A 25,448-nucleotide genomic window follows, 5' to 3' on the forward strand; every position below is an offset into this window, starting at 1 on the left:
TTATATTTTTCAGGCCAGCCGCGATGCTTTAGTGCGGAGACTCGATTTTTTCGAGTAGGCACAGAGCAGGTAAGAAGTGGGGCTCAGATTTTATCCGAGTAGGTGCGGTGGGCATAAGAATTCGGAAAATGCTGGGGCATTTTTCGAATTCTTGGGCAGGAGGAAAAATCTGAGCCCCACGCAACGCACTCCCACAACCGCTACCGAGCACGCGGATGGGTCTCTTGATACACCTCGCGCAACAAAGTAGCAGTGACCTTGGTATATATCTGGGTGGTGGTTACATTCACGTGACCGAGCAGTTCTTGTACTACCCTAACGTCCGCGCCGCCCTCTAACATATGGGTAGCGAAGGAATGCCGCAGGCTGTGGGGAGAAACCGGCGTTTTTATCCCCGCTTTTTCCGCGGCTTCGCGAATAATATTCCAGGTGCTCTGGCGAGAAAGACGCCCTCCCCGCAGATTCAAAAACAACGCGGAACTACCCCGGCCTTTTTGCGCGAGCTGCGGGCGGGCGCGTACCAGATAGGCATCTAAAGCCTTGACCGCGTATTCTCCTAGCGGTACTAGCCGCTGTTTATTACCTTTGCCGGTCACGGTAACTAGGGTAATCGGGTTTTCTTCCGGCATATCACCTGAGCTATCAGCTAAAACCCCTAAATCGTCAACGTCAAGGGCACACACTTCACTCACCCTAGCTCCCGAAGCATAAAGGGTTTCTAGTAGCGCCCGCGAACGCAAGGAGGCGGCATCTTCCCCGCTAAACGCTTCCAGCAGGGCGCGAGTCTGGGTGATGCTGAGCGCTTTAGGCAACGGTCGCGCCAAGCGGGGATTTTCCAGGTTTTCCGTGGGGTCGATGCTGCTTAAGCGCTCGTTTACCGCAAAGCCGTGGAATCCGCGCAGGGAGGCCATTAGCCGCGCGATTGACGAGGTTGCCAAGGGGTTTTTCCCATCTTCCCCGGCAGCGGCTGCCTGCAAGAATGCCCGCAAAGTTTCCGGAGTAATTTCTGCTAACACATGAATACCGGCGCCCGCTAGATATTCGTGGTAACGCGCCAGGTCGCGTCGGTAGGAACCGACAGTGTTATTGGATAGTCCGCGCTCAATCGCCAGGTGATCTAGATATGCCCCGCTCGCCTGCTCGATTTCATCCATGTATTTAGTCTAGAGGGCGCATCCACTTTTACCTTGCCTCCCCTGCGTCAAAAGTTATTTTCCGGCGCGGCTTCGCTTCCCGGGTGATAATAGAAGCACCGTTAATTTTTAGGAGTGACCATTTATGGCTTTATTCGCCGTCGAATATTTTTACGATCCCGCCGCCGCTTCGCAAATGGATGAGGTTCGCCCTGACCACCGCGCTCACTTGCGGGGCCTGCATGCTCAAGGCGTAGTAAAACTGGTGGGATCCTGGGTAGATGATCCCCATCCGGGCGCGCTCATCGCAGTAGAAGCCGAATCTAGCGAGGACGCCTTGGGAGCTTTAGCGGAGGATCCGTTTTTCCTGGCAGGTTTCATCACCGAGCGCAAAGTACATCAATGGAATGTAATCATCGGGGAAATCGCCTAGTCAAAGCCCTGTTAACGACGCCTGGAGTTACTAGAGCCAGAGGGCATGCCCCTATAAGTATTAACCCCCTACGCCACCTGCAGGGATTTTATACTCCCCTGCTCCCTCTGCCTCATCACCTGCTGCGCTGATGCAGAAACATTTAAGGTCTGAGGGAGGTGGCTGGAATTATGTAGATTCCGGTTCCTTTATCTTGCATTACGGATTGAAGGTGTCCAACGATAATCCCCATCACCTTCGGCTTCTTTTTCGCGTATTGGTAAAAGCGAGTAAGACTGGTTATTGCGTCACCGATGCTGCCATCACTTAACTTAATTTCGAAAGCCGCATAGTCGCCGTTCTTAAACTCGAGGATGGCATCTACTTCATCACCCAAAGCATTGTCGCGGAAATGGAAGAGATGCCCCCCGTAGTAATCCGCATAAATTCGTAAATCCCGCTCGACAAGTGCCTCAAATAGAAGCCCAAAAGTTTCATGGTCATGCAGCAATTTTTCAACATTGAGCCCCAGGCTTGCACAACAAAGAGAAGGATCCACCAGATGTCTTTTGGCTGTTTTTCCAATCCTCGCTGAAGAGCGGTAATTAAGACTAAAGGCTTCCTGATTTGCGGTCAGATATAAACTGTCGAGGACAGCGAGATATTCTGCTACGGTAGCACGACTTTCGATTAATTCATCTTGATTTTCATATTCTTCAATATCTTTAACCAGGGTTTTGTTTCCTACTAAAGTTGACTCATTTCTGGAAAGCGAACGTAAAAGCATACGCATCTTGTGCGGGTTACGTTTCTTCCCTGCCCCTTCATGCATATCTTTAGTTACCAAGGAATCAATATAGCTCTCGGGAATAACTCCGCAATCTTCTTCAGCGGTATAGATGTTTTCTGGCCATCCACCTCTAACAATGAGGAGAGCCAGTTTTCCCAACTCCACCGGGCCTACATAACCTGTGTCAACAGTTCCTTGTAATAGTCCCGACAAGGATACTTCCCCGGTGGAATCACCTGATTCATATAGACTCATGGGATGCATGCGCAGGGTTACTATTCTTCCTACCCCGGAGTGGAATACTTTGTGCGTACCTTCATTGACTTTCAAAGCGGTTGAACCGGTGAGAATAAATTTCCCTTTTTCGCTATCTGTGTCACACTCATGCCGCACTGCGTCCCAAATCTCGGGAACAATCTGCCATTCATCAATCAATTGCGGACTTAGGTGAGTAAAAATGTATTTGGGATCAACCATTGCCAGGTCACGCTGACTTCGATCCGTTACATAACTGGCGCTATTTGCGTGTGCCAAACTCGTCCAGGTCTTACCGCACCACTTCGGCCCCTCAATAGATACAGCTCCGAAGATATCTAAATATCTTGCGATTTTTTCGTCAATAAGTCTTGAGCAATATCCCTCTTTCTTTAAGCTCATCCCCTTACCTCCAAAGGAAGTCTACCTGGGAATTGAGCACTTTTCAAGCAAATCAATGTGCACTTTTCAAGCAATTCATTGAGCACTTTTCAGAGATTGTTCTTATGAACGATCACTGGCAAGATAAAGCTGATAGCGGGTTTGTAGGTGTATCTAAAACAGCGCTAGAGGCTAATAACGCTAGACGTTAAATTTGAATTCGACTACGTCGCCGTCTTGCATCACGTATTCTTTGCCTTCTTGGCGCAGTTTTCCAGCGTCACGAGCAGCGTGAATAGAGCCGAGTTCCACTAACTCATCGAAGCCAATAATCTCGGCTTTGATGAATCCGCGTTCGAAATCGCTATGGATTACCCCGGCAGCTTGAGGGGCAGTCCAACCTTTATGAATCGTCCAGGCCCTAGATTCTTTTTCCCCGGCAGTCAGGAAAGTTTGCAGCCCCAAAGTATCGAAACCAACGCGCGCTAACTGGTCGAGGCCGGACTCGCTTTGTCCGGATTCTTCCAGCATTTCCCGGGCGTCCTCTTCATCTAGTTCGATTAGATCTGCCTCGAACTGGGCATCTAAGAAAATCGCTTTCGCCGGTGCCACCAGGTTTTCCAGCTCCGCTTGGCGCTCTTTATCTAAAATCTGATCGGCATCCATATTGAATACATAAATAAACGGCTTCAAAGTCATCAGCTGGAACTCTTTTAGCAGTTCCTTATCCAGTTCACTGTGGGCTGATAGCAACTGCCCGTCCTCTAAAATCTCCTGGGCTTTCTTTACCTCTGCTAGCACTTCTGGCGGGGTTTTCCGCCCGCGAACTTCCTTTTCCAGCCGCGGCACCGCTTTTTCTAAGGTCTGCAAATCCGCCAGGATCAGCTCGGTAGAAATGGTTTCAATATCGGAGGCAGGATCAATCTTGCCGTCTACGTGCACCACATCGGGGTCACTAAACACCCGGGTGACCTGGCAGATCGCATCGGCTTCCCGTATGTTAGCTAGGAACTGGTTACCCAGCCCTTCACCCTGGGAGGCACCTTTTACGATTCCCGCGATATCCACGAAAGAAACCGTGGCGGGCACAGTTTTCGCAGACTGGAACATTTCGGTAAGTTTCTTCAGGCGCGGGTCTGGCAGCGGCACCACTCCCACGTTGGGGTCGATAGTCGCGAACGGATAATTCGCTGCGAGTACGGTTGCGCGGGTGAGCGCATTGAACAAAGTTGATTTACCGACGTTAGGTAATCCTGCAATCCCAATTGTTAAAGCCACGCCTCTACCCTATCGAAGGGCGAAAGCGGCGGGAAATCTCGCAGAGAAAACACTAGGAGGCCCGGCAATACCCCACACTAGGAGGCCCGGCAATACCCCCGCTAGGCACCTCCGGTAATAGTGTGCACAATTTCCATAACGGAGGTGTAGAACTCCCCCCAGCGATTTATAGGAAGCAACACCGCTACAATCACCAAAATCATGGCGCCGAGCGAGCCTGCGAGGGCCTTTAAAAAGGCGGCGCGGGTGGCGGTTTTCATCACTTTCGGCACCCGGCGAATCAGCGCGGCCAGACCCAAAATGGCGACCAAAGCCGCAACCAGGATCGTCCCCCATCCCATCAGCGAGAATAGTCCCGGAGTAGTTTCCGGCAAGAGGGCAGAATCAGCGCCATTAATCTGCAAATTCTTGGGAGCCTCGCTGGTGCGCACTTGCTCCCACCAGCGGTATAGCTCTGGCATTTGTTCGCGCCAAGTAGCCCAGTTGTGTCCGCCCTCCGCCTTAATATGTAGTTGCAGACGGTCACCGGCTTTGAAAGGAGCCCGCGCCAGATTCTTCGCCAGATGCAAAGAATCTCGATCCATTTGCGCCCCAAAAACGTACATATTTAGGGGCCAAGGACGGGGCTCACCTACCAGGTTCGACAGGGTATTGGCCTCGAAGGCGGCGGAAGTATGCCCTCCCCAAGATCCCACAATCGGTTGATCATAACCGGAGAGGACGGCGGAGACGCCAAAAACATCGCCGTAAGTAATCCCCAGGCGCCCGGCACAATAGGCGCCCGAAGAGTTCCCGGTAATCAGCCAGTCTTTTCGCTTATCGGATACATTCGGGAAAGTAGAACGCACCATTTTGGGAATATCGAAACTGAGCCAGGTCGCTGTCTGCGCCTTACCCGCTACATCTGCGCAGGTGGGAGCCTTAAGGTCTACATTTCCTTCCGGAATAACCGCGATAGTGGGGGCGATCTCGCCCCTGTCGATCGCCTTTTGGAGGCTGCCGGAAAAATCTAGGGCGAGGGCGACCGAGACTGGAGACCCCGGATAGCCGTGCAGAAACTCTATTACGTTATAGGTTGTGGAGCGATCCGTAGGGTCATAGCCTTCGGGGGTCCACACCATTACTTTTTCTTTCACCCCGGATTTTGGCCCGGCGAACTCGGTGATGGCTCCGGCCTTTCCTCGCGGTTTGAACTGGGGTATCCATTCTTCTTGTCCCGGCAAGGCTGGTGCCGTTAAAGGATTTATTTTTTCTAAGTCTGCGGGCGCCCGCTTTTTTAGCAACCTTCCCCGCTGGGTATCGGTAATCTTCACCTTGGTGTTTTGCTGGTTGCTAAGCATCTGCCAGAGCTCGGTGGGAGTGGATACATACTGCATCGGTAGGTTGATAACCAGCCCAACCGCCACCACCTGCACCAGCGATACGGCCACCACTTTTAAGATCGCGCTTAGCCGCCGCGCAGACTTCGCAATCAGGAAGGGCAAGGAAAAAACTAACCCCAAGGCCACCAGGCAAACTGCTACTACAAAAGGTACCGAAGTTAGCATCTTGGTCTCTAGCAGGTATGTCCGGGATCGTTAGTGCGCCGCCGATTATCGGTGGTGATTATCCCGGCTTCTTTAAGTTCTTTGCGTAGCGGCAATGGCAGTGCGAAAGTTACGGTTTCCCGGGCAGTTTCCACTTCCTCTACCTCGGCAAAACCCCACTGTGCCAGCTGCGCTAAAACTTCCTTTACCAGCACTTCGGGCACGGAAGCTCCGGAGGTTAGCCCCACGGTTTCAACGCCGTCAAACCAGTCAGCTTCCATCTCTAGGGCTTTATCGATACGATAGGCGCGCTCAGCCCCGCCTACTTCTGCCACTTCTTTCAGGCGCACCGAGTTAGAGGAATTTGCAGACCCGACTACCACTACTACTTCGGCCTGTTCGGCAATCTTTTTTACTGCCCCCTGCCGGTTCTGGGTGGCAAAACAAATATCTTCGCTGGGGGGATCACTCAATTCGGGGAATCGTTCCCGCAGTTTCTCTACGGTTTCCCGAGTTTCATCCAGGCTCAAAGTAGTTTGCGATAGCCACACCACTTTTTCCCGGTCGCGCACCTTTACTTGGCTTGCGCTTTCGGGATCCCCCACTACCTGAATATGGTCGGGAGCTTCCCCTTGGGTGCCTTCTACTTCCTCGTGACCTTCGTGCCCCACCAGCACAATGTCATAGTCTGCTTTGGCGAAACGCAGGGCTTCGCGGTGAACTTTAGTCACCAAGGGGCAGGTAGCATCCACGGTTTTCAGTCCCCGCCGCTTAGCCTCTTCCCGCACCGCCGGAGATACTCCGTGGGCGGAAAACACTACCCGGGCCCCGGTGGGGACTTCATCGAGTTCGGTTACAAAACGCGCACCCTTAGCGCTTAACTGTTCGACTACAAACTTGTTATGCACAATCTCTTTGCGCACATAAACCGGGGCTCCATAGAGCGACAAAGCTTTTTCCACCACGTCCACGGCGCGATCCACTCCCGCACAGTAACCGCGCGGGGATGCCAAGAGTACCTTTTTTGCCACGTCCCTATCCTACCCAGGTATATTTCTTCCCGCCGAACCGATGATTACTTCTTAGCAGCTGTGGGTAGAATGAAGCGGTGCGCACGAATCCGGATTTTCCCAATCAACAGCTGGCTCCCACGGCCGCCCAAACCACTCGGGATAACCCGTGGCCACTGTCTTTACTGACCGCTAATATCAAGAAATACGTGAACCGGATGTCGCCGCTGTGGGTGAGCGGGCAGGTAGTGGAATACAAGCGGCGCCCGGGCGCGCGCATAGCTTTCTTTGTTCTGCGCGACACTAAGCAAAGCACTTCTATGACGGTAAAGTGCTGGCCCACAGTCCTCGACCCGGTGGGAGATAACTTTACCGAGGGCGCGCAAGTAGTTGTTTACGCCAAACCGGATTTTTATGAGGGTTCGGGTTCGCTGTCTTTATTCGCAAAAGAAGTCCACGCCATCGGAGTGGGCAACCTGCTAGCCCAGATCGAGGCTCTGCGTAAGAAACTTGCTGCCGAGGGCTTATTTGCGCAGGAAAACAAGCAGCCGTTGCCGGTGATTCCTCGAAAAATTGGGTTGATTGTAGGACGCAACGCGAAAGCTAAACAGGACGTAATGGTAAACGCCTTGGCACGCTGGCCACTAGCCGAGTTTGAGGTGCGAGAAGTGGCAGTGCAGGGGGCTACTTGCGCCGCAGAAGTAAGTAGGGCGCTGGCCGAACTGGACAGAATCCCTCAGGTAGAGGTGATCGTGATTTCCCGAGGCGGCGGCGCAGTCGAGGATCTGTTGCCTTTTTCTGAGGAATCCCTAGTGCGGGCGGCGGCTCAGGCACGCACCCCTCTAGTTTCCGCTATCGGCCACGAAGAAGACGCGCCGCTGCTGGATTTCGTGGCTGACTATCGGGCGTCTACCCCTACCGATGCGGCGCGAAAGATTGTTCCGGATTTACAGGAGGAATCTTTGGGGGTCCAGGGCGCCCGCTCCCGTTTGCGCACCCAGATGCTCGCCCTCTTAGATCAGCACTTGGGACAGTTAGCCCAGTTGCGCGGCCGCCCCGTGATGGCCGATCCTTCCGCAATTATTGCGGCTCAGGAACATTCTTTGGCAATAGACAGTCAACGGCTGCGTTTTCGTTTCGAAACTCAGTTAGAAAATCAGGTAACTTCCCTGCGCGGATGGCGAGATGCTTTGAAAGCCTATTCTCCCCAGAGGATTTTAGAGCGCGGCTACAGTATTTTGCGCTCGCCGGCTGGTGGGGTCATCAAATCAGTATCGCAGGTAAATAAAGGCGATCTGCTAGAGGCGATTTTCGCAGATGGAACCGCAGTAACCAAGGTTTTTGGTACGAATCAGAAAAATAGTTCAGGAGGCAGTGATGAGTGAAGAAAACACGGAAGTTCCCGTGGGGGAACTTTCCTATGAGCAGGCGCGCGAACAGTTGGTGGCCGCTATCGCTCAGCTGGAGTCCGGCAAGCTCGGCCTGGAGGAATCTTTAAAGGTGTGGGAGCGCGGGGAGCAACTCGCCAACCATTGCCAATCCTTCTTAGATGAGGCCAAGCAGCGTTTAGAACAGGTCAAGAAACCGGAATAAGCCATGGCAACCAGCGAAGATAAGCCGACTCTAAAAGCCGAGGGCAAGAAACAGGGGCCTATGGGCGAGGGCGAGGGCGCCCTAGTGGCTACTAAAGACCAGGAGGCTAGCGCGGGGGCAGGATCGGAAACTGATGAGAATCTGCCCTTTGAATTGGGGCAAAAGCTGGGATATCACAAATCTGCGCCTCTCACTTTCTACCAGATCATCGATTACGTTTTTGTGGTGATCGCGGCGGTTTTAACCGTGCGCCTAGCTTGGATCCTCCTTAAACACGGTTTCCAGTTATCCCTGGTTATCCTGATCTATTTAACTTTTTTCTGGGTGCTTTTGGCCTATCTGGCGCTGCCGCGACTGCATCAGATAATGTCTTCGCTCTACGTTCCGGACTATTACATTGGGCGTTCTAAAACCGGGGATGGGATTCTGGGGGATCCTATTAACCTGGCTTGGCTGGGAGAAGAGGAGGATATTCACCTGGCGATGCAGGCAGCGGGCTGGACGATGGCAGACGAGATTACGCTTTCTTCTTCTTGGAAGATTATTTTCGCCAGTGTTTTTAAGCGTTCCTACCCGGCGGCTCCGGTTTCTCCGCTCTATCTTTTCGGGAAGAAACAAGATTTTGCCTATCAACAAGAGGTAGACGGCAATCCCAGTCAACGACACCACGTGCGTTTTTGGAAGGTTCCGGAGGGTTGGAAACTGCCGGGGGGATTCCAAGCAGATTGGCTGGCAGCGGCAACTTTCGACAAGGCGGTCGGCCTGTCTCTATTCACTTTGCAGATCACTCACAAGATTGACGAGAACATCGATATTGAACGTGACCACGTAGTAGATACCGTCCGGGCGGCCTGCACCAGCGTTGAAGTAGATGTAATTCCCGACGCTACCAGCGCCTATCACTCGCGCAATGGCGGAGGTGACCGGGTGCAAACCGATGGGAGCTTACCGGTGATTGAAGCCAATCTGGTAAGTGAGGAACATCTGCATCGGCGCGAAAACTTGGCCTTGCAACATAAGGGGTACCTGCGTTCTTCCCGCGAACAGGCAGAGAAAAAGAATAAGCGCCGGCTGCTGCGGGACCGCGAGGTGCCAGCCACTTCTCTCGCCTGCGGAATTACTTTGACGGTTCTGCATGCTCTGGAGCTGGCGGCGATTGGCTATATCCTCGCTACCAACCCAAAATATGCAGATGAGTTGGGGTTTTCTTTTTACCAGACTCGCCTGGCGGGTTACGGTTTTATGGCGTTAGCGGTCTTACTTACCGTCCTAATCGTGGGAACTTTATTTCACCAAAAATGGATGCGTCTGGGACTGCTCTTGGTGCTTACCGCAACGGTGATCGTGCGGATGATGGAGTCCTTGGGAATCGAGGGCGCCTCCGGTACGCCCCTATGGATAACTTCCACTACCCTGTCGGTGCTGGCAATCTTAGCGATTACTTCTCCGGCCGCTCGGCGTTGGGTGAAGGTGGAGTAGCTTTAACCCGCCCTTCACTTCCGAAAGTTTCAGTTTCTCCGGATTGCCTCTGGCTACTATCACCTCTGGCTACTCAAAAGGGGTAACTTCCAGCAGCTTTACCTTTATGCTTTTGCCGTTGGGAGCCTGGTAATCAACGGTATCCCCCACTTTATGTCCCATAATTGCCTGCCCCAGCGGAGCATCCGGGGAATAAACATCGATATCCACATCGGGGCTGGCTTCACGCGACCCCATCAGGAACTTCACTTCCCGCCGGCCCAAAGTAGCTTTTACTACCATCCCCGGTTCCACAATCCCGTCATCTGCGGGAGGCTCGCCAACCTCGGCATTCTCTATGATTTCTTTTAGCTGCAGAATCCGAGTTTCATTCCAGGACTGTTGTTCGCGCGCCGCATGGTAACCGCCGTTTTCCTTCAAGTCGCCCTCTTGCCGGGCCTCATCGATTCGACGGGCAATCGCCGGACGCTCTACTTCTTGGAGATGGCGTAGCTCTTCTTTTAGACGGTCATATGATTCCTGGGTCATCCAGGTCTTGTCTGCCATCGTGTTCTCCTCAGCTAATAAATAAAAGACTGACCACGCCGAGCGCGGTCAGTAAACAGCAGGTATCAGTGTAACAAATTGCCGGTGAAGTTGCTATTGGGAGGCGCGGGGGAACATACCAGTCCCAAAGTAACGCTCCAGGCGCTTAAGCCAAAACCGCGAAATAAGCAGCGATGCAAATACAGGTCCAACCGGCTACCGTACCGGCATGGAAAATCTCGTGATACCCAAAGTAGCGGGCGCGTCTGCCTGGCCAGCGGATTCCGTAAAACACGGCCCCTATTGAGTAGCACAGTCCCCCCGCCACTAGCAGCCAAATTAGTACTAATCCTCCGGCTTGGCGTAGCGGCCCCATATAAGCCAGTGCCACCCAGCCCAGCAAAATATAGATCGGTACGTACAACCAACGCGGAGCCCTCGGCCAAAATATAGACAGCAAGATACCTGCCAAGGCTCCCAGCCATACCAACAGTAATAAATTCCTGGCCTGTTGGTAGTCCAGTAACGATACCGCTATCGGAGTATAAGATCCCGCAATCAGGAGGAAGATATTGCAGTGGTCGAGACGGCGCATTACGCTGAGGGCACGATTGCCCCAGTCGATGCGGTGGTAAAGCGCGGAAACCCCAAAAAGCAGCAGAGAACACACCAGGTAGACCGCACAAGCCCAACGTTTCGCAGTAGTATCAGCTAAACAAATCAACACAATCGAGGCGGCTAAGGACAGCGGGGTGGTTATGGTATGAATCCAGCCCCGCAATTTAGGTTTCGGCAAGGCATTTAAAGAATCCTTTACCCGCGTTTTCACCTGCACGTATCGTCCATCTTCAGGTGTCATCCGTGCTCCTCAGTTCGAATAGAAACCCGCCCTAGCCTCTAAAGCCGCGGTAGGGTGGCTGGTTGCAACCTACGCTAATTGTAGGGGGTAAATACTGTCAACTGCTCGCTAGAGGGGTAAAATTCAACTATTACCCCCAAAGGAGAAAGCTTGACTCACTTTACCGACCTGCTCTATCGTCTCTATGCCCGCAACCTCGAAAAGGCACTACCCACCGAATCTTTGCCGCGCCACGTGGGGGTAATTTTGGATGGAAATCGACGCTGGGCTCATCAAGTGGGAGCAGAATCTGAAACTGGCCATAAGGTTGGTGCCGACAAGGCACTGGAATTTTTAGGTTGGAGCGAAGAAGTAGGAATTCCGGTAGTAACTCTCTGGATGCTCTCTACCGACAATCTGCGTCGCTCCGGGGAAGAACTCACCAAACTTTTTGACATTATTTGCGGAGTAGTAGAGCAAATAGCTTCTTTAGGTCGCTGGCACCTGCGTTTACTCGGTAATCTTTCCCTCCTGCCGGATCCGGTGCAAGATCGCCTGCGGGAGGCAGTGGCACATTCTTGTCAGGACTCTCCCCTGACTGTAAATATCGCAGTCGGCTATGGCGGGCGCGAAGAAATTACCGAGGCCGTGCGGGAGTTGCTACTGGAAAAAGCCAACGAGGGAGCGGATTTAAGAGCCGTGGCCGAAGAACTTTCCGTGGACGAAATAACTTCCCACGTCTACACCGCGGGCCAACCCGACCCGGATCTAGTTATCCGCACCTCCGGTGAACAGCGGCTATCTGGATTCCTAATGTGGCAATCTACCCATTCGGAATACTACTTTTGTGAAGCCTTCTGGCCGGACTTCCGTAAGATTGATTTCTACCGTGCCCTGCGCGACTTTGCTCTCCGTGAGCGTCGCATGGGCAGGTAAAAACTATTCCTCTGCGTCCTCGTCCTGAGAATTGTCTGCTTTCGAGGGCGCATCCTGGTCTTCTTCTTGGGCGGCTTGCTCGGCCTCTTCCACTTTCTGAATCTTGGTCGTTGCTCCTACCTCAAAATCGGTTTTAGCATCCGCTGGCACGATCTGATTCGGATCTGCGGCCGCAAATTCCTTAAGAGAGTCTTGAATCTCCAGCTGTACTTTCTCGGCATTTTCAGCGTGTTCGCGCAGGGTTTGCAGCTGGCCATCCTTTTCAGCTAGCGCCTTTGCCTCCCGCGCCTCGGTTAGATTCTGTTCACTGGGGCGAGCCGCCTCGGCAAGTTCCTTATCGAGGGATCCGGGAGGACCACCGGGACGATCCTGCTGGTAACTGAGGCGAATGAAACTGTCGTAACCACGCAAGTACAGCACGGTAGTGTTCACAAACGCTAGAATCGGCACCGCGAAAACCGCACCTACTATCCCCATGGCAGCACCGCCACCGGCAACTGCCAGCAGCACCGCCACCGGATGCAAGCTGACCGCATTAGACATTAATGCTGGTTGTAGCAGGTTAGATTCCACCTGTTGAACCACCAAAATAATAATCAGCATCACGATCGCAGTGGTGAAGCCCTTATCTACCAAGGCAATCGCTACCGCCATCATCCCTGAGAGAATCGCACCCAGAATCGGTACGAAGGCCGCCAGGAACACTAGGATTGCCAGCGGAATCGCTAGGGGAACTCCAATCAGGTAGGCACCGCCACCAATACCTACGGCGTCAATCGCCGCAACTAGACACTGGGTGCGAGTGTAGGCGCCGAGAGTTACCCAGCCGCGAATAACCGCCTCGTTTAAAGGATGGCGCGCGGAGCGCGGGGTCAACCGCAAGAACCATTGCCAGATTTTACGTCCGTCTTTAAGGAAGAAAAATAGGCAAAATAGTGCCGCAAGTCCCCCGGTGAAAGCCCCGGCCACCGCCGACATGGTTCCCAGGGCATTGGATGCTAGCCAAGACGCATTCTGGCGCGCGTAATTTTGGATTTGGTTTTGGGCCTGCCCCCATAGCCTCGAAGCGGTCTCGGTATCCATCTTCAAGGGGCCGGTGGCCAGCCATTGAATACCTTCATCAACGCCCTCTTTGGTGCGTCCGATTAGATTAGGAAGTTCGCTGGCCAATTGGGTAGTGGAAATCGAGATCATCGCGGTGACGATCCCCAACCCAATAATCAGGGTAACTGCCGCTGCCAAAGTCCGTGGCAAATGCAGTTTTACATATAAAAGTCGCAACACAGGTTCTAGCAAGACCGAAAGTAGCACTGCTACAGCTACTGGGACCATAATCACTTGGAATTGAGCAGCTACGTAGAGGAAGCCGGCAAAAGCCACTGCTACTACTAATAAGCGCCACGACCAATCAGCCGCGACCCGCAAAGATAGCGGAACCGCTTCATTTTCTGAGACTGGCTTAGATTTTGCTTTCACGGCAGCTAGGTCCTGTTCATAGGATTCGAGTGCCTGCGGGGCAGGACTAGCTTTGGCCTGAGGACGGGACAGGGTACTTAGCAACCGCCGACCAACTTGAGAGATTCGCGCGAGACCAGAATTCATAACTTAACCCTAGCAGTGCCCCTAAGCCTGCTTGCAAACTCCCTGCCCGGTGCGGCCCTCGGGTTGGCTTACAGTTCCCAATGCCTAAGACCTTCCCTCCCCAGGTGTCCTAGTTCAACGGGTCATCCTAGAAATCATTTGCCCCGAGTCCTCATCTACGAGGCTGAGCCCATCCATAGTGAAACCATTCACCCGCAAAAAACGGCGTTTCACCTGGTCTGAGCGCAGTACCCAGGCTTGAGCGGGAGCATCAGAATCAAGAACATAGTCCAACAACCGCTGGGCAATATCTGGGGAATAGTACTGGTGAATAATCCCTAAGAAAGCAATATCTAGGGCACGAGGAGCCGGGCCCAGCTGGTGATCATCCGCGGGAGAAGGGGTAACATAGGCCATCCCCACCACCTGACGTCCTCGGGATGCGAAGGCAATGCGGCGCCCTTTGGTCTGCAATATCTGCTGGTGCCAATAGCTGAGCAGGGCCTCTTCATTGTATTTATCCCAAAAGCCGTCCGGAACCTGGTTATCTAGGGTCTCGGTTAGAATCCGGTGATGCGCCATGGCTGCGCCGGCAGCATCAACTAAAGTTGGGGTTCTCACAATCACCGGCACAGCTAGTTTCCTCCCTAAAAAAGTTTGGGGCGACTACAGATTATAGTAGTCGCCCCGCAGCAAAGTTTTCTATTTAGTTATCTCTCAGGATCGCTAGGATTCTCAGAATCTCGATGTAGAGCCAAACCACAGTCACCATGATTCCTAGGGCGCAGCTCCAGGCCATCTCTTTGTCAGTCCCCAAGCGCACTCCCTCGCGAACCATATCGAAATCAGAGATCAGCGACATCGCTCCGAAGATTACCGCGAATAGTCCCACCAGCAGTCCTAGCGGCAGTCCCATCACCGTGATTTGATCCAGGTTACCAACCGAGCTGGTGGGGGTAATCATCGCCAGAACCATCGCCAAAAGGCGATATACGATGATTGAAACTATGCCGACCAACATGATCTTCATGAACTTAGAGTTCACTCGCACCAGGCCGGATTTGAACAGCACCAGGCAGGTTGCGAATACGGCGACTGTCCCGATCAAGGCCTGTACCACGATCCCGGGATAGAGCATTTCAAAGAACGCAGAAATCCCACCGATAAACAGCCCTTCGAAGAAGGAATAGCCCAGGGTAATCACCGCTGAGGGTTTGCGACGGAAGGAAGACACCAGCACTAGGGCGAAGGCGATCAGCGCCGAAACGGAGGAAATGGTAAGCATAGTTCCCCCGTTGGCTGTCAGGTCGTTTACACCCCAAAACCACAAGGCGGCCGCTGCCAGTACCATTACTCCGAAGCTCAAACCGGTGCGCACCAACACATCGTCCAAGGTCATGGGACGAGATACCCGCTGTGGGCTCCCCAGTTGTTCACCCTGTCCAATCGGAGATTGCGTGGCAGCACTGGGGGTAGCGGACTGCGGATAGCTCGGATTTGCGGACCGGGCATCTCCTCCTACCTGGTAGCCCGGCATTTCGGGATAACCGGCGGGGGTGCGACGCATCTGCTCGCCTACTTGATTCATAACCGGATTTGCCATCTGGATCTCTCTTTCTTCATTTACCAGCCGCTTCCATTTTCAACCTCATCAGTCGCGCTCTGAAATTATCCAGAGGCGGAAGCTAAGCCACTAATCAAATTATTAGTGAATGTTTCTTAAAACTTTCTGAACGTGTTCCGCAAAAATAATGGATGGTACCCCCGGTCGGACTCGAACCGACACTGGACTGATTTTAAGTCAGCTGCCTCTACCGATTGGGCTACGGGGGCTTTACCAGGAACTTTAGCCTTCCTCGCGGATGCGAGAGCGCCAGCCAAGTTTTGTTTTACCAAAAGTGAAAACCTTTTGTAAAGCGCCACTCCATATTAAACCTCAGGCATCCCCGATTGTCGAAACGAATAACAGCTACCATAGTTTCATGCGCGAACAACAAGGTGACGAAAACAAAGAATCCGCAAACAAAGAAACCCAGCGAGACATTCATTACTTTCCGCTAGAAAAAGAGGTAGAAGAACTGGTTAGTCCCCCTGACTATCAGGATCTGGCAGCTCCTGCTCCGAAGGATTACAGCGAGGAATCTCCTCACGGGATCTTTACCTCCATAAAACGGGTATTAGCTAACGACATTGTGGCCGGCATGATTTTGGTCTTTGCCGCCATTTTGGCGTTGATTCTCGCGAATGCTCCTTCCCCGGTGCGCGAAGGTTACATGGCACTTTCGAACTTCGAGTTCGGTCCCCACTCCTTAGGGTTACACCTAGCGGTACATGAGTGGGCGCAAGACGGGATCTTAACCCTGTTCTTCTTCGCAGTGGGTCTAGAACTTAAACAAGAGTTTGCGGTGGGATCTTTGCATAACATCAAAGTGGCGGCGATGCCGATTATTGCTGCCCTATTCGGGATGATTGGACCGGCCTGTGTCTATCTAGTAGGCACCGCAATTTCAGGTGATAATGCCTGGCACGGTTGGGCCATTCCCACCGCTACCGATATTGCCTTTGCAGTGGCGATTCTGCAGATTTTCGGGCGCGGCTTACCTTTAGCTGCCCGCACCTTCCTGCTAACCCTGGCAGTCGCCGATGACTTGGGCGGGATTTTAGTAATCGCCATCTTCTATGCCAGTGGAATGAAGATTGTTTCCCTACTGCTGGCATTCGTTTGCACCGCTATTTTCGGTTTCCTTGCCCAAAAACGGTGGGGACGCTGGTGGATTTTAGTACCTCTCGGCATTGTGACCTGGTATTTCATGTTTGACTCGGGGGTACACGCCACTATTTCCGGGGTGCTACTGGGGATGACGGTTCCCGCCAAACAACGCGCGGGCGAAACCGAGCCAGAAACCGAACGTCTTACTGAAGCAGTCAACCCCTTTAGCGCCGGGTTGGCAGTGCCGATCTTCGCTTTCTTTGCTGCTGGGGTAAATGTGGTGGATGTGTCCGGCGGTCCGCTGGATGTGATTACTCACCCGATTGCGATCTCGGTAATGCTGGCAATGCCGCTCGGTAAGGTCATCGGAATCTTCGGTTCTGTAGCCATCTTTACCAAGCTGACTCCTCTCACCTTAGGCAAAGGCGTGGGCTTGCGCGATGTACTCCCGGTATCGTTAACCGCCGGTATCGGCTTCACGGTAGCGCTGCTGATTTCTCACTTGGCCTTTAGAGGAGACGCAGAACTAACCCAAGCGGGATCCTTGGGGGTATTGATGGGAACCTTCGCTTCCGTGATTCTGGCCGCTATCGCCTTGCACATCCGGGTGCGGCACTTAAAGGCCGCCGGGAAAATCCCCAGCTAAATGCCAGAGTTCCCCAAATTTGCTACCTCCCGCTGGAATCGGAGATCTTGCGGCCTGCGACCACAGCGGCTAGTGGAGGAGCTTGGCGCGCTATTTCGCGCCCTCGAATCTAGTTTTCGAGGATGCGCGCCTGCTCCAGTAGTGTCTTAAAGTCCGGATCTGCCTGTTCGGCAGCCTCTAGGTAGCGGCTAGGCAGTAGCACCCGATTGTATCCCAAGGACGCTGCCTGTTCGAAGAATCCTGCCGACATTTTACGCGGGGCTTTCAGGAGACCGGCATTACTGGCGCCTGCCGCCAGCAGCCCTTCCCGCAGGTGCAAGGCCGCCAGGGCTTCATGCGGCTTTTGATAGGCCAATGCCACCTTTAGCTGCTGCCCCTCTTGGGGAAGAGACACCAAATCCACGATCCGTTCGAAACCGAAGCTGAAACCTACGGCGGGAACATCTCGCCCCAGCCAGCGTCCGACCACCCCGTCATAGCGTCCGCCTCCGCAAATCGAAGAGCCGGAGGCGGTGTGGGAAACTTCGAAAATCGGTCCGGTGTAATAGCCCATGCCCCGCACCAAAGTGGGAGTAAAAGAAATCTTGATATCAGGAGCGATCTCTCGGACTTGGGAGGCGATTGCCCCCAGGTCAAAGAGGGGCAACTCAGCGTTAAGGGAAGGCACCTGCACGGTTGTAACTGCGCTATTCAGTTCTAGCTCGGCGATACTGCCTACTGCCTCTACTAGGGCTTTCGCTTGCGAGTCAGCGGCTATTTCCTGCCCGACTAGCTCTTTGATAACTCCCTCTGCCCCGATTTTTTCCAGTTTATCGAGGGTGATGAAAGCACTATCGTGGTTTTCCTCTGCGACCCCGGCCGCTGTCATGAGCTCTCGCAGGAAACGGCGATCGTTCAGCAGGATCGTGGAATCTTTATCTAGTCCCAGTTTGCCGATTGCATTCCACATCGTCACGATGATTTCGACTTCTGCGCTGAAAGAGGCCTCGCCCAAAATATCGATATCTACCTGGTTAAACTGGCGGAAACGACCTTTTTGAGGACGCTCAGCGCGCCATACGGGACCGGTCTGGAAGGCGCGGAACACATTTGGCAGCTCGGCTTGGTGACTGGCGAAGTAGCGAGTCAAGGGCAGGGTCAAGTCATAACGGAGCCCTAGGTCTACCGCCTCTGCAGGCAAGATCCCTGCTTGGGGATCCAGGCCGCGTCGCATCACCTGGAAAATCATTTTCTCGTTTTCCCCACCTTGCCCAGATTGCAGCCGTTCAATCGGCTCCAGGGCTGGGGTTTCTATCTCCATGAACCCTAGGGAAGTGTAGGTTTCGCGCAGGACGTTAAGGACGCGTTCGCGCCAAGTTTTTTCGGTGGGTAAAAAGTCTCGCATTCCGCGAGTGGCAACAATTTTTCCAGACATGGCTATCACTTTAGCATTGGCGAAAGTTTCGGATTTGGGACTAAATAAAACCTAGATCCGCGAAATAAAGCGGAAAATTGGGATTCAAAATGAAAAGTACCAGTGGTACCCCCAACGGGATTCGAACCCGTGTCTACGCCGTGAGAGGGCGGTGTCCTAGGCCGCTAGACTATGGGGGCCTGAAACAAGAACCTGCAGGTTCCCATTTTCGCTGGGGTACCAGGACTTGAACCTAGAATGGCTGAACCAGAATCAGCTGTGTTACCGATTACACCATACCCCAAGGGCTGCAAACCTCGGCTCGCGCCGGGCTGCAGTCATCTACTCTAACGCAGGCACTCAGGCTGCTTCAAATAAATTCCTTGTGTCACTAATCACCTGATGTTAGGCCTGTTCCAGGTGGTTTTGTAGTTTACGCAGACGTTCGATGCTGGCCTTTTTACCCAAAATCCCGATGGAATCAAACACCGGGATCGATACGTTAGAACCGGTGATCGCCATAAATAGCGGCTGGAAAGCCACGCGGGGTTTGAGTCCCATTTCTTCCACCATTACCTGGCTCATGGCCGCTTTAACTGCCTCCGGATCCCCAATGGTACCGGCCTCCCCTACTTCACCTTCTGGCAGACCGTCTACGACTTTAGCCGCGGCCTCCAGCACCTGAGGAGCATTATCTTTGAGTTTGCGTAGCGGTTTTTCTTGATATTCCACCTGGTCATCAGCAATAAATAGGAATCCGAGCAGGCTCTTGGCTTGGGAGAGCACCTGCATCCGGCTTTGGGCCAGCGGAGCTGCCTCCTCTAAAAGCTGTTTTTCCTTATCCGTTAAATCAGCTAGCTGCTCGGCGCTTACGAATCCGCCGGCGTGTAGATAGGGAACGATCCGCTCAGTGAAATCGCCGGTTTCTAGCATCCGAATATGGTCAGCGTTAATCGCTAAGGCCTTCTTGGAGTCGAAACGCGCCGGATTGGGGTTCACGTCCTCAATATCGAAAGCGGCAATCATTTCTTCTTTGCTAAATACATCTCTATCTGCAGATATAGCCCAGCCTAGGAGGGCTAAATAGTTCACTAGCCCTTCGGGAATCATCCCATTTTCCCGGTGCAAAAGCAGATTTGATTCCGGGTCCCGCTTGGAAAGTTTCTTGTTACCCTCCCCCATTACATAGGGCAGGTGCCCGAACTCGGGTACCCGATCCGCAATCCCTAACTCGATGAGGGCGCGATAAAGCACAATTTGGCGGGGGGTAGATGAAAGCAGGTCTTCCCCGCGCAACACATGAGTAATATGCATCAGGGCATCATCGACCGGGTTTACCAAGGTGTAGAGAGGATCGCCGCCGCCGCGCACAATCACATAGTCGGGAACGGAACCGGCCTGGAAAGTGATGTCTCCCCGCACCAGGTCATGGAAAGTAATATCTTCATCCGGCATCCGCATCCGCAGCACTGGCTGGCGGCCTTCAGCGCGGAAAGCAGCAATCTGTTCTTCCGTCAGGTTGCGGTCATAGCCGTCATATCCCAGATGCGGGTTACGACCGGCAGCTTTATGGCGGGCAGCGATTTCTTCGGGAGTGGAATAGGATTCGTAGGCGAATCCTCCGGCGAGCAGCTTATCTGCGACCTCTTTATAAATATCCATCCGTTCGCTTTGGCGATAGGGACCGTAGGGGCCGCCCTTGCCCACGCCCTCGTCCCAATCTAGTCCCAGCCAGCGCAAAGAATCTAGGATTTGCTCAAAGGATTCTTCCGAGTCGCGTTTGGCGTCGGTGTCCTCGATCCGGAAAACAAAAGTTCCCCCCGTATGGCGAGCGTATGCCCAGTTAAACAGGCAGGTACGTACCATTCCCACATGCGGGGTGCCAGTGGGTGAAGGGCAAAACCGCACCCGAATAGGGGAAGTAGCATCCGGATTCATACCTAAAATCTCCTTGCGTAAAATCATTAGTTCCCCTTGATTCTACTTCGCTCCCCGCCTGATTCTCGAACCTGGAAGCATTACCGCGGCTAACCTGATTCCCGATACTTTTCCCGCAGCCTCTTGAGACCGTATTTATGCGCGCCCTAACTGCTCTGGGAGCGTAGAGTGACGTTATGCAAGATTTTGATCGTTTATCCCTGCAAGAACTACGACGACGAGGATCTTTAAAATGGACAGGGAAGACGAGCGAGGGCGAGCCTTTATGGGGAGCCTGGGTTGCGGAAATGGATTTTGGAACCGCGCCCGCAGTTGCACGCTGCCTGCACCGCGCTATTGATGACGGTTTCTTTGGTTATATGCCGCCTGAACTGGCCAATGGTCTACGGGAAGAGACGCGGCGCTTTCTTGCTGATTCCTATGGCTGGCAGGTGAGCGCCGACGATGTTTTTATTTCCTCCGATGTGCTTTCGATTCTGCGTGCCCAAATCCAGCTGACAACTAAACCCGGACAGGCGGTGGTGGTACCTACTCCGGCTTATATGCCGTTTTTGACTATTCCCGCTCAGCAGGGGCGAGATTTAATCGAGGTTAAAAGTCGCTACCACCAGGGCAGGTGGGAGCTAGATTTTGAGGCACTCGAAAGCGCCCTCACTCAAGAAAAAGCTAAGCTGCTGGTACTTTGCAACCCTTGGAACCCGACCGGGCGGGTCCTCAGCGAAGCAGAGCTTCGAAAAGTGGGACAGCTGGCACTTGCCCATCAAGTAACAGTGTTTGCCGATGAAATCCATGCTCCCCTGGTGCTGACAGATAAGGCTCGCCATATTCCGTTTGCCAGCCTAGATCCTGCTTTTGCCCAGATTACGGTTAGCGCGCACGCGGCATCTAAGGGCTGGAACCTGGCGGGACTTCATTGCGCACAAATGATTTTGCCGCCCTCACCGCTACGTGATCTTTTTGAGCAGTCAGGGGTGACTACCCAACTAGCGATGGGCGCGACTCCGCTGGGAGCTTTGGCCGCTCGCGCCGCCTACCAAGAGGGAGGCGCTTGGCTGCAAGAAATCAAAGGCTATATTCGCGAAAATTTAGCTCGCTCCCGGGATTTGGCGCTACAGATTGCTCCCCGGCTGGAAATCCCGGAAGTGGAGGGCACCTACCTGTCGCTTTGGGACGCGAGTAGCTATTGCGAAAACCCGGTCAAGATTGCGGAGGAGAGAGCCCGAGTGGGGGTAAATGGGGGCGAGATTCTGGGTACCGGCTACCCCGGTCTGTTGCGACTTAACGCTGCTACCCCTCGCTACCTGTTCCTGGAAATGACCCGGCGCCTAGCTAGTGCGCTGCGGGAAGCAGAAAACGATTAGTCGCGCTGCTTGCCGGAGGCGTTAACGGTCTAGCGGTTGGCGCTGCGTACGCGGTGCACGCGGCGGCGTTTTTGGTTTAACGGTTCGCGCTAACCACCATATTTTCCATCTGCCCCACCCCAGTGATGGCGCTTTCTAGGCGCGCCCCGGGGCTTAGAGGTTGCGGCAGCTCGATTCCTCCTACGATCACTACGTCCCCCGGCAGCAAGGTCATCATGGAACTGACCTTCGCGAAAGCTTCGGCGGCTTTTAGCGGCAAGTCAGCACTGTTAGCGGAGGCAACCTCCTGCCCGGAAACGCTGGCGCTAATGGTGAGGCTATCGGGATCAAAATTGGGGTCCACCACAATCCAGGGCCCCACTACTGCCGAAGTATCCCAAGCCTTTGCCTGAGCGAAACTGATTTCTTCGCTGCCGCTGGCGCAATCTACCCCGATAGTCCATCCGGCGATTACTGACTCCACCTGCTCGGGGGTCACGTTTTTACAAATAGTTTTGGCGACCGCCGCTAGTCCTACGAATACGCGCGCCTCGTCGCCGCCCCAAGTAGGAATCGCGATGGGATCATCCGGGCCAATCACCGCAGTATTCGGTTTGATTGCCACCTGCGGCCACTGCTCTCCGCCCGCCGTTTTACCCGCCAGATTCGCGCAGCAGCTAACTGCCTTCGAGCGAGGAATAACCGGAGAGAGCAACCGCGCCTCCTCTAAGTTATAGAGCTGCCCGGAGGGTTCCGCCTTTTGGAATAGGGGGTCACCTTTGAGGGCTACTATCCGTTCACTTCCGTCCTCTAAAGCTCCGTAAATAGGGTGGGCATCAATCCGAAATCGCACAATCTTCATAGAGCCAAGTCTAGCGTCCTTGCTAGAGTAGGAAGGATGAGCAAAGGAGGAACGCGTGAGTAGCAATGCCCCGGAACCGGCCTGGCGACGCCTGATTTCTGCGATGTTCACTTCCCCGCACCCCAAGATTGCTCCTGGTGCTGACCTGGGAATTTGCATTGAATTAGATGGTAGTTTCCATCCTTTGCGTCGAGAAGTTTCTGGCACTTGGACCCGCAATCGTGCCAGTTGGCGTGACCTTTGCCAAACTAAATGGGAGTCGGTTTCTGCCGGTTTAGATAGGGCGCAGCTGAGCCATTTACGGCAGGTGGCTCCCCTATTAGAAAAAGCTCCCCAGCGGCTATCTTCCGAGGAGGCCGCGCAGGTATCGCCTGCTATCCGCTCTTTGGCGCGCGCCGGATTTTCTTTTGTACTCGGCACCGAGCCCCTCACTCCGCTGCGTTTTTCTCCGATTCTGGCGCGCCCTTTCCTGGATATTTGCGCCCCGGGTGACGTGACGCTGCGCTTCGGGATTGATTTTTCTGCCGGTAAAGACCCTGCCCAGCGCACAGTAGCCGCTACCTGTGTGGCGGCCGGTTTAGAACTGGTGGCCAGCGAACAGCTGGAGTGTTTTGCTCTTTGGGATGATCGTTTCGGGGCGCTTAACCGAGTGTTGGGGGCGAAACCGGTGCGGGTGCCACAAGCAGATTTAGCGGATTTCTTGTTGCAAGACTTTCCGAATCTCAGCGATAGTTTCCCGGTCTATTCTTTGGATGACAGTTTTGAGTTCCCTAAATATCGCTACCTGCTGGAAGTGGGAACTTCTCGGGCAGAGGATCTTTACCGGATTCACTTGCGGGGTATGCGCGAACTCGGGGGTGAAAAGATTGAAACCAACGCCTTGCCAGTTCAGATTGCGCAGCTGAAAACCCAGGTGACGAAGTGGCTGCGCCGCCAAGAAGGGGTTTTCACCTTCGATAGTTTCCTTTCTTGTCCCGCTCACCGCATTAACCAATTGCTGGATGAGCTGGAAAACGCTTTTGACAGACAGGATTTAGAAGTTAACCGCCACGGAATTCCCCGTTCATTTTCGCAAAGGGGCGGAGAGATCATCGTGGATTTATCCCCCAACACTTACGGCTGGTTTACCCCGAAAGTGCGCTTGCATTTAGATGACCGTGACTTTGGGGCCTTAGAGATTGCGCAGATTCGCGAGCGCGGTGGGCTAATCGATGCCGATACTTACCTAAGCGAAGCAGATCTGGATCGGCTGACGCTGCTAATTGAGCGCGCTGGCCTTAATCGGCGCGGTATTCACCCGGCGATTATTGACCTTTCCCAGATTTTGGAGGGCACGCAGGCGCAGGTTCGCGGCCTGGAAGCGTGGAAGTCACGCCAGCTAAAGTTGCCGCCGATAGCCCCGCCCCACACCGCTAAGCTGCGCGAATATCAACGCACGGGGGTGTCCTGGTTGCTGGCGCAACTATCTATTGGGCCCGGAGCAGTGCTTGCCGATGAAATGGGGCTGGGAAAAACTCTGCAGATTCTAGCGGCGATTAAATCCCTATCCGCCGGCGATCCGGTGCTGGTAGTGGCGCCAACTTCCGTGATTAACGTTTGGGAGTCGCAAGCGCAACGTTTTTATCCCGAGATGGAGGTGCGGGCGCTGCGTAGCGGCACCGATATCGAGGACGGTTTCCGCGGCGCAGATTTAGTGGTGACCTCTTACGGGTTGCTGCGGCGTCACTCCGAGACTTTTTTAAAGCCCCAGTGGCAGGGAGTGATTTGTGACGAGGCGCAGCTGGTGAAGAATCCGCGTACTCAAGCCTGGCGCGTTCTTAATGATTTGGATCGAAGGTGGACGATTTGTGCTACCGGCACTCCCCTAGAGAATTCTTTAGCGGATTTGCATGCGATTTTATCTTTGGCACAACCGGGAACTTTGCTTTCGCGGGAGCAGTTTTCTGCCCTGCAGCTGCGCGGGATCGACCAGGTGCGCTCGCTGGTGGCTCCCTATATGTTGCGGCGCACTAAAGCTGAGGTAGCACCGGATTTGCCGCCGAAGATTGAACAGGTGTTGCGGGTTGATTTGGAGCCGGGGCATATTGCCGCATATCGCCAGCTAGAAGCCCAGGCGCGCCACCAGGTTAGCGGGTTGTTGCGCTCCGGGGACCGCATGTCGATATTGGCGGCACTGACGGCGCTGCGGCGAGCGAGCTTGGATTTGCGCCTAGTGGGAGGACGAGCGGGGATAACCAGCGCGAAAACTAACGCCCTGGTGGAACAGTTACAGGCGATACCCGGCCATAAAGCCCTGGTGTTTTCCCAGTTCACCTCCTATTTAAAGTTAATTAAAGAGGCTTTGGATGAGACGGGAATAAAAACTGCTTACCTGGATGGGTCTACCCGGCAGCGCGACCAGGTGGTTAAAGAGTTTTCGGAGGGAGACGCGCAAGCATTCCTGATTTCGCTGCGGGCAGGCGGCACCGGACTTACTTTGACCGCCGCCGACTATGTGTTTGTGATGGATCCGTGGTGGAATCCCGCGGTGGAAGAACAGGCAATCGACCGCGCCCACCGCATTGGGCAAGACCGTCCGGTTAATGTCTACCGCCTGGTGGCGAAGGGAACCATCGAAGAAAAAGTCTCCCAGTTGCAACAGCGGAAGCGCGACCTCTTCACTTCGGTAGTTAAATCTTCCGGTTCCCTAACCGAACTAGCCAGTTCCCTGCTTACGGATATTAACTAGCAGGTCACCTTTTGGGGCTAATGCCCGTTTTTAGGGGGCGCTTAAAAATTGGAGTGAGCCGTTGCCCCCCCCAGAGGGGCAACGGCTCACTTGT

General features: G+C 53.8%; 21 protein-coding genes and 3 tRNA genes. 8 read left to right on the plus strand and 16 right to left on the minus strand.

What is annotated here, in order from left to right; all coding sequences use genetic code 11:
• Window positions 1–200: 200 nt before the first annotated feature.
• The gene (gene xerD, locus AC1EKS_RS01300) at window positions 201–1,154 is read right to left on the minus strand and encodes a site-specific tyrosine recombinase XerD (protein WP_481008464.1); all 954 of its coding nucleotides are present in this window, start codon (window positions 1,152–1,154) and stop codon (window positions 201–203) included.
• Between the two features lie 124 nt (window positions 1,155–1,278).
• On the opposite strand from xerD, the gene AC1EKS_RS01305 reads away from it, so the two are divergent.
• Window positions 1,279–1,566, plus strand: a complete 288-nt coding sequence (locus AC1EKS_RS01305) for a YciI family protein (protein WP_481008465.1) — start codon at window positions 1,279–1,281, stop codon at window positions 1,564–1,566.
• A 142-nt stretch (window positions 1,567–1,708) separates the two neighbouring features.
• Here AC1EKS_RS01305 and AC1EKS_RS01310 read toward each other — a convergent pair whose 3' ends face one another.
• The 4 genes from AC1EKS_RS01310 to AC1EKS_RS01325 all read right to left on the minus strand — a co-directional run bounded on the left by AC1EKS_RS01310 (window position 1,709) and on the right by AC1EKS_RS01325 (window position 6,806).
• Window positions 1,709–2,992, minus strand: a complete 1,284-nt coding sequence (locus AC1EKS_RS01310) for an ATP-binding protein (protein ID WP_481008466.1) — start codon at window positions 2,990–2,992, stop codon at window positions 1,709–1,711.
• Window positions 2,993–3,172: 180 nt separating this feature from the next.
• Window positions 3,173–4,249: a redox-regulated ATPase YchF gene (gene ychF, locus AC1EKS_RS01315; RefSeq protein WP_481008467.1), complete on the minus strand. Its 1,077-nt coding sequence runs from the start codon at window positions 4,247–4,249 to the stop codon at window positions 3,173–3,175.
• Window positions 4,250–4,350: 101 nt separating this feature from the next.
• On the minus strand, window positions 4,351–5,796 hold the full coding sequence (locus AC1EKS_RS01320) for an alpha/beta hydrolase (protein WP_481008468.1): 1,446 nt from the start codon (window positions 5,794–5,796) through the stop codon (window positions 4,351–4,353).
• Between the two features lie 8 nt (window positions 5,797–5,804).
• Entirely contained in the window at window positions 5,805–6,806 is a 1,002-nt protein-coding gene (locus AC1EKS_RS01325) for a 4-hydroxy-3-methylbut-2-enyl diphosphate reductase (RefSeq protein ID WP_481008469.1), read from the minus strand.
• 77 nt (window positions 6,807–6,883) lie between these two features.
• Between AC1EKS_RS01325 and xseA the strand changes: the two genes are divergently transcribed.
• Genes xseA through AC1EKS_RS01340 form a run of 3 tightly spaced genes read left to right on the plus strand, consistent with a single transcriptional unit; the run spans window position 6,884 to window position 9,857 of the window.
• Window positions 6,884–8,170, plus strand: a complete 1,287-nt coding sequence (gene xseA, locus AC1EKS_RS01330) for an exodeoxyribonuclease VII large subunit (protein WP_481008470.1) — start codon at window positions 6,884–6,886, stop codon at window positions 8,168–8,170.
• Window positions 8,163–8,378, plus strand: a complete 216-nt coding sequence (locus AC1EKS_RS01335; RefSeq protein WP_481008471.1) for an exodeoxyribonuclease VII small subunit — start codon at window positions 8,163–8,165, stop codon at window positions 8,376–8,378. The genes xseA and AC1EKS_RS01335 overlap by 8 nt, the downstream gene beginning before the upstream one ends.
• Before the next feature lie 3 nt (window positions 8,379–8,381).
• Entirely contained in the window at window positions 8,382–9,857 is a 1,476-nt protein-coding gene (locus AC1EKS_RS01340) for an LssY C-terminal domain-containing protein (RefSeq protein WP_481008472.1), read from the plus strand.
• 69 nt (window positions 9,858–9,926) lie between these two features.
• Here the strand turns inward: AC1EKS_RS01340 and greA are convergent, their stop codons facing one another.
• Window positions 9,927–10,403: a transcription elongation factor GreA gene (greA, locus tag AC1EKS_RS01345; protein WP_481008473.1), complete on the minus strand. Its 477-nt coding sequence runs from the start codon at window positions 10,401–10,403 to the stop codon at window positions 9,927–9,929.
• A 145-nt stretch (window positions 10,404–10,548) separates the two neighbouring features.
• A complete protein-coding gene (trhA, locus tag AC1EKS_RS01350; RefSeq protein ID WP_481008474.1) occupies window positions 10,549–11,241 on the minus strand; it encodes a PAQR family membrane homeostasis protein TrhA in 693 nt (230 codons plus the stop codon).
• Window positions 11,242–11,391: 150 nt separating this feature from the next.
• Here trhA and AC1EKS_RS01355 point away from each other — a divergent pair, with 150 nt between their 5' ends.
• Window positions 11,392–12,156, plus strand: a complete 765-nt coding sequence (locus AC1EKS_RS01355) for an isoprenyl transferase (protein ID WP_481008475.1) — start codon at window positions 11,392–11,394, stop codon at window positions 12,154–12,156.
• Between the two features lie 3 nt (window positions 12,157–12,159).
• Here AC1EKS_RS01355 and AC1EKS_RS01360 read toward each other — a convergent pair whose 3' ends face one another.
• The 4 genes from AC1EKS_RS01360 to AC1EKS_RS01375 all read right to left on the minus strand — a co-directional run bounded on the left by AC1EKS_RS01360 (window position 12,160) and on the right by AC1EKS_RS01375 (window position 15,570).
• Entirely contained in the window at window positions 12,160–13,758 is a 1,599-nt protein-coding gene (locus AC1EKS_RS01360) for an AI-2E family transporter (protein WP_481008476.1), read from the minus strand.
• 114 nt (window positions 13,759–13,872) lie between these two features.
• A complete protein-coding gene (locus tag AC1EKS_RS01365; protein WP_481008477.1) occupies window positions 13,873–14,370 on the minus strand; it encodes a hypothetical protein in 498 nt (165 codons plus the stop codon).
• Window positions 14,371–14,443: 73 nt separating this feature from the next.
• Window positions 14,444–15,340: a Bax inhibitor-1/YccA family protein gene (locus AC1EKS_RS01370; RefSeq protein ID WP_481008478.1), complete on the minus strand. Its 897-nt coding sequence runs from the start codon at window positions 15,338–15,340 to the stop codon at window positions 14,444–14,446.
• Window positions 15,341–15,493: 153 nt separating this feature from the next.
• Window positions 15,494–15,570, minus strand: a tRNA-Leu gene (locus AC1EKS_RS01375).
• A 149-nt stretch (window positions 15,571–15,719) separates the two neighbouring features.
• On the opposite strand from AC1EKS_RS01375, the gene nhaA reads away from it, so the two are divergent.
• Window positions 15,720–17,093, plus strand: a complete 1,374-nt coding sequence (gene nhaA, locus AC1EKS_RS01380; RefSeq protein ID WP_481008479.1) for a Na+/H+ antiporter NhaA — start codon at window positions 15,720–15,722, stop codon at window positions 17,091–17,093.
• 109 nt (window positions 17,094–17,202) lie between these two features.
• On the opposite strand, the gene AC1EKS_RS01385 is transcribed toward nhaA, so the two are convergent.
• The 4 genes from AC1EKS_RS01385 to gltX all read right to left on the minus strand — a co-directional run bounded on the left by AC1EKS_RS01385 (window position 17,203) and on the right by gltX (window position 20,451).
• Complete coding sequence (locus AC1EKS_RS01385; protein WP_481008480.1) at window positions 17,203–18,507, minus strand: histidine--tRNA ligase; 1,305 nt, start codon at window positions 18,505–18,507, stop codon at window positions 17,203–17,205.
• A 103-nt stretch (window positions 18,508–18,610) separates the two neighbouring features.
• Window positions 18,611–18,686, minus strand: a tRNA-Glu gene (locus AC1EKS_RS01390).
• A gap of 32 nt (window positions 18,687–18,718) precedes the next feature.
• Window positions 18,719–18,790: transfer RNA gene (locus AC1EKS_RS01395), tRNA-Gln, on the minus strand.
• A 101-nt stretch (window positions 18,791–18,891) separates the two neighbouring features.
• The gene (gene gltX, locus AC1EKS_RS01400; protein ID WP_481008481.1) at window positions 18,892–20,451 is read right to left on the minus strand and encodes a glutamate--tRNA ligase; all 1,560 of its coding nucleotides are present in this window, start codon (window positions 20,449–20,451) and stop codon (window positions 18,892–18,894) included.
• A 149-nt stretch (window positions 20,452–20,600) separates the two neighbouring features.
• On the opposite strand from gltX, the gene AC1EKS_RS01405 reads away from it, so the two are divergent.
• On the plus strand, window positions 20,601–21,785 hold the full coding sequence (locus AC1EKS_RS01405) for a MalY/PatB family protein (protein WP_481008482.1): 1,185 nt from the start codon (window positions 20,601–20,603) through the stop codon (window positions 21,783–21,785).
• Window positions 21,786–21,861: 76 nt separating this feature from the next.
• Here the strand turns inward: AC1EKS_RS01405 and AC1EKS_RS01410 are convergent, their stop codons facing one another.
• On the minus strand, window positions 21,862–22,626 hold the full coding sequence (locus tag AC1EKS_RS01410; RefSeq protein WP_481008483.1) for a fumarylacetoacetate hydrolase family protein: 765 nt from the start codon (window positions 22,624–22,626) through the stop codon (window positions 21,862–21,864).
• A 55-nt stretch (window positions 22,627–22,681) separates the two neighbouring features.
• Between AC1EKS_RS01410 and AC1EKS_RS01415 the strand changes: the two genes are divergently transcribed.
• Window positions 22,682–25,354: a DEAD/DEAH box helicase gene (locus AC1EKS_RS01415; protein ID WP_481008484.1), complete on the plus strand. Its 2,673-nt coding sequence runs from the start codon at window positions 22,682–22,684 to the stop codon at window positions 25,352–25,354.
• The last annotated feature ends 94 nt before the right edge of the window (window positions 25,355–25,448 follow it).

Source organism: Varibaculum sp. C0165D1 (assembly GCF_056590355.1).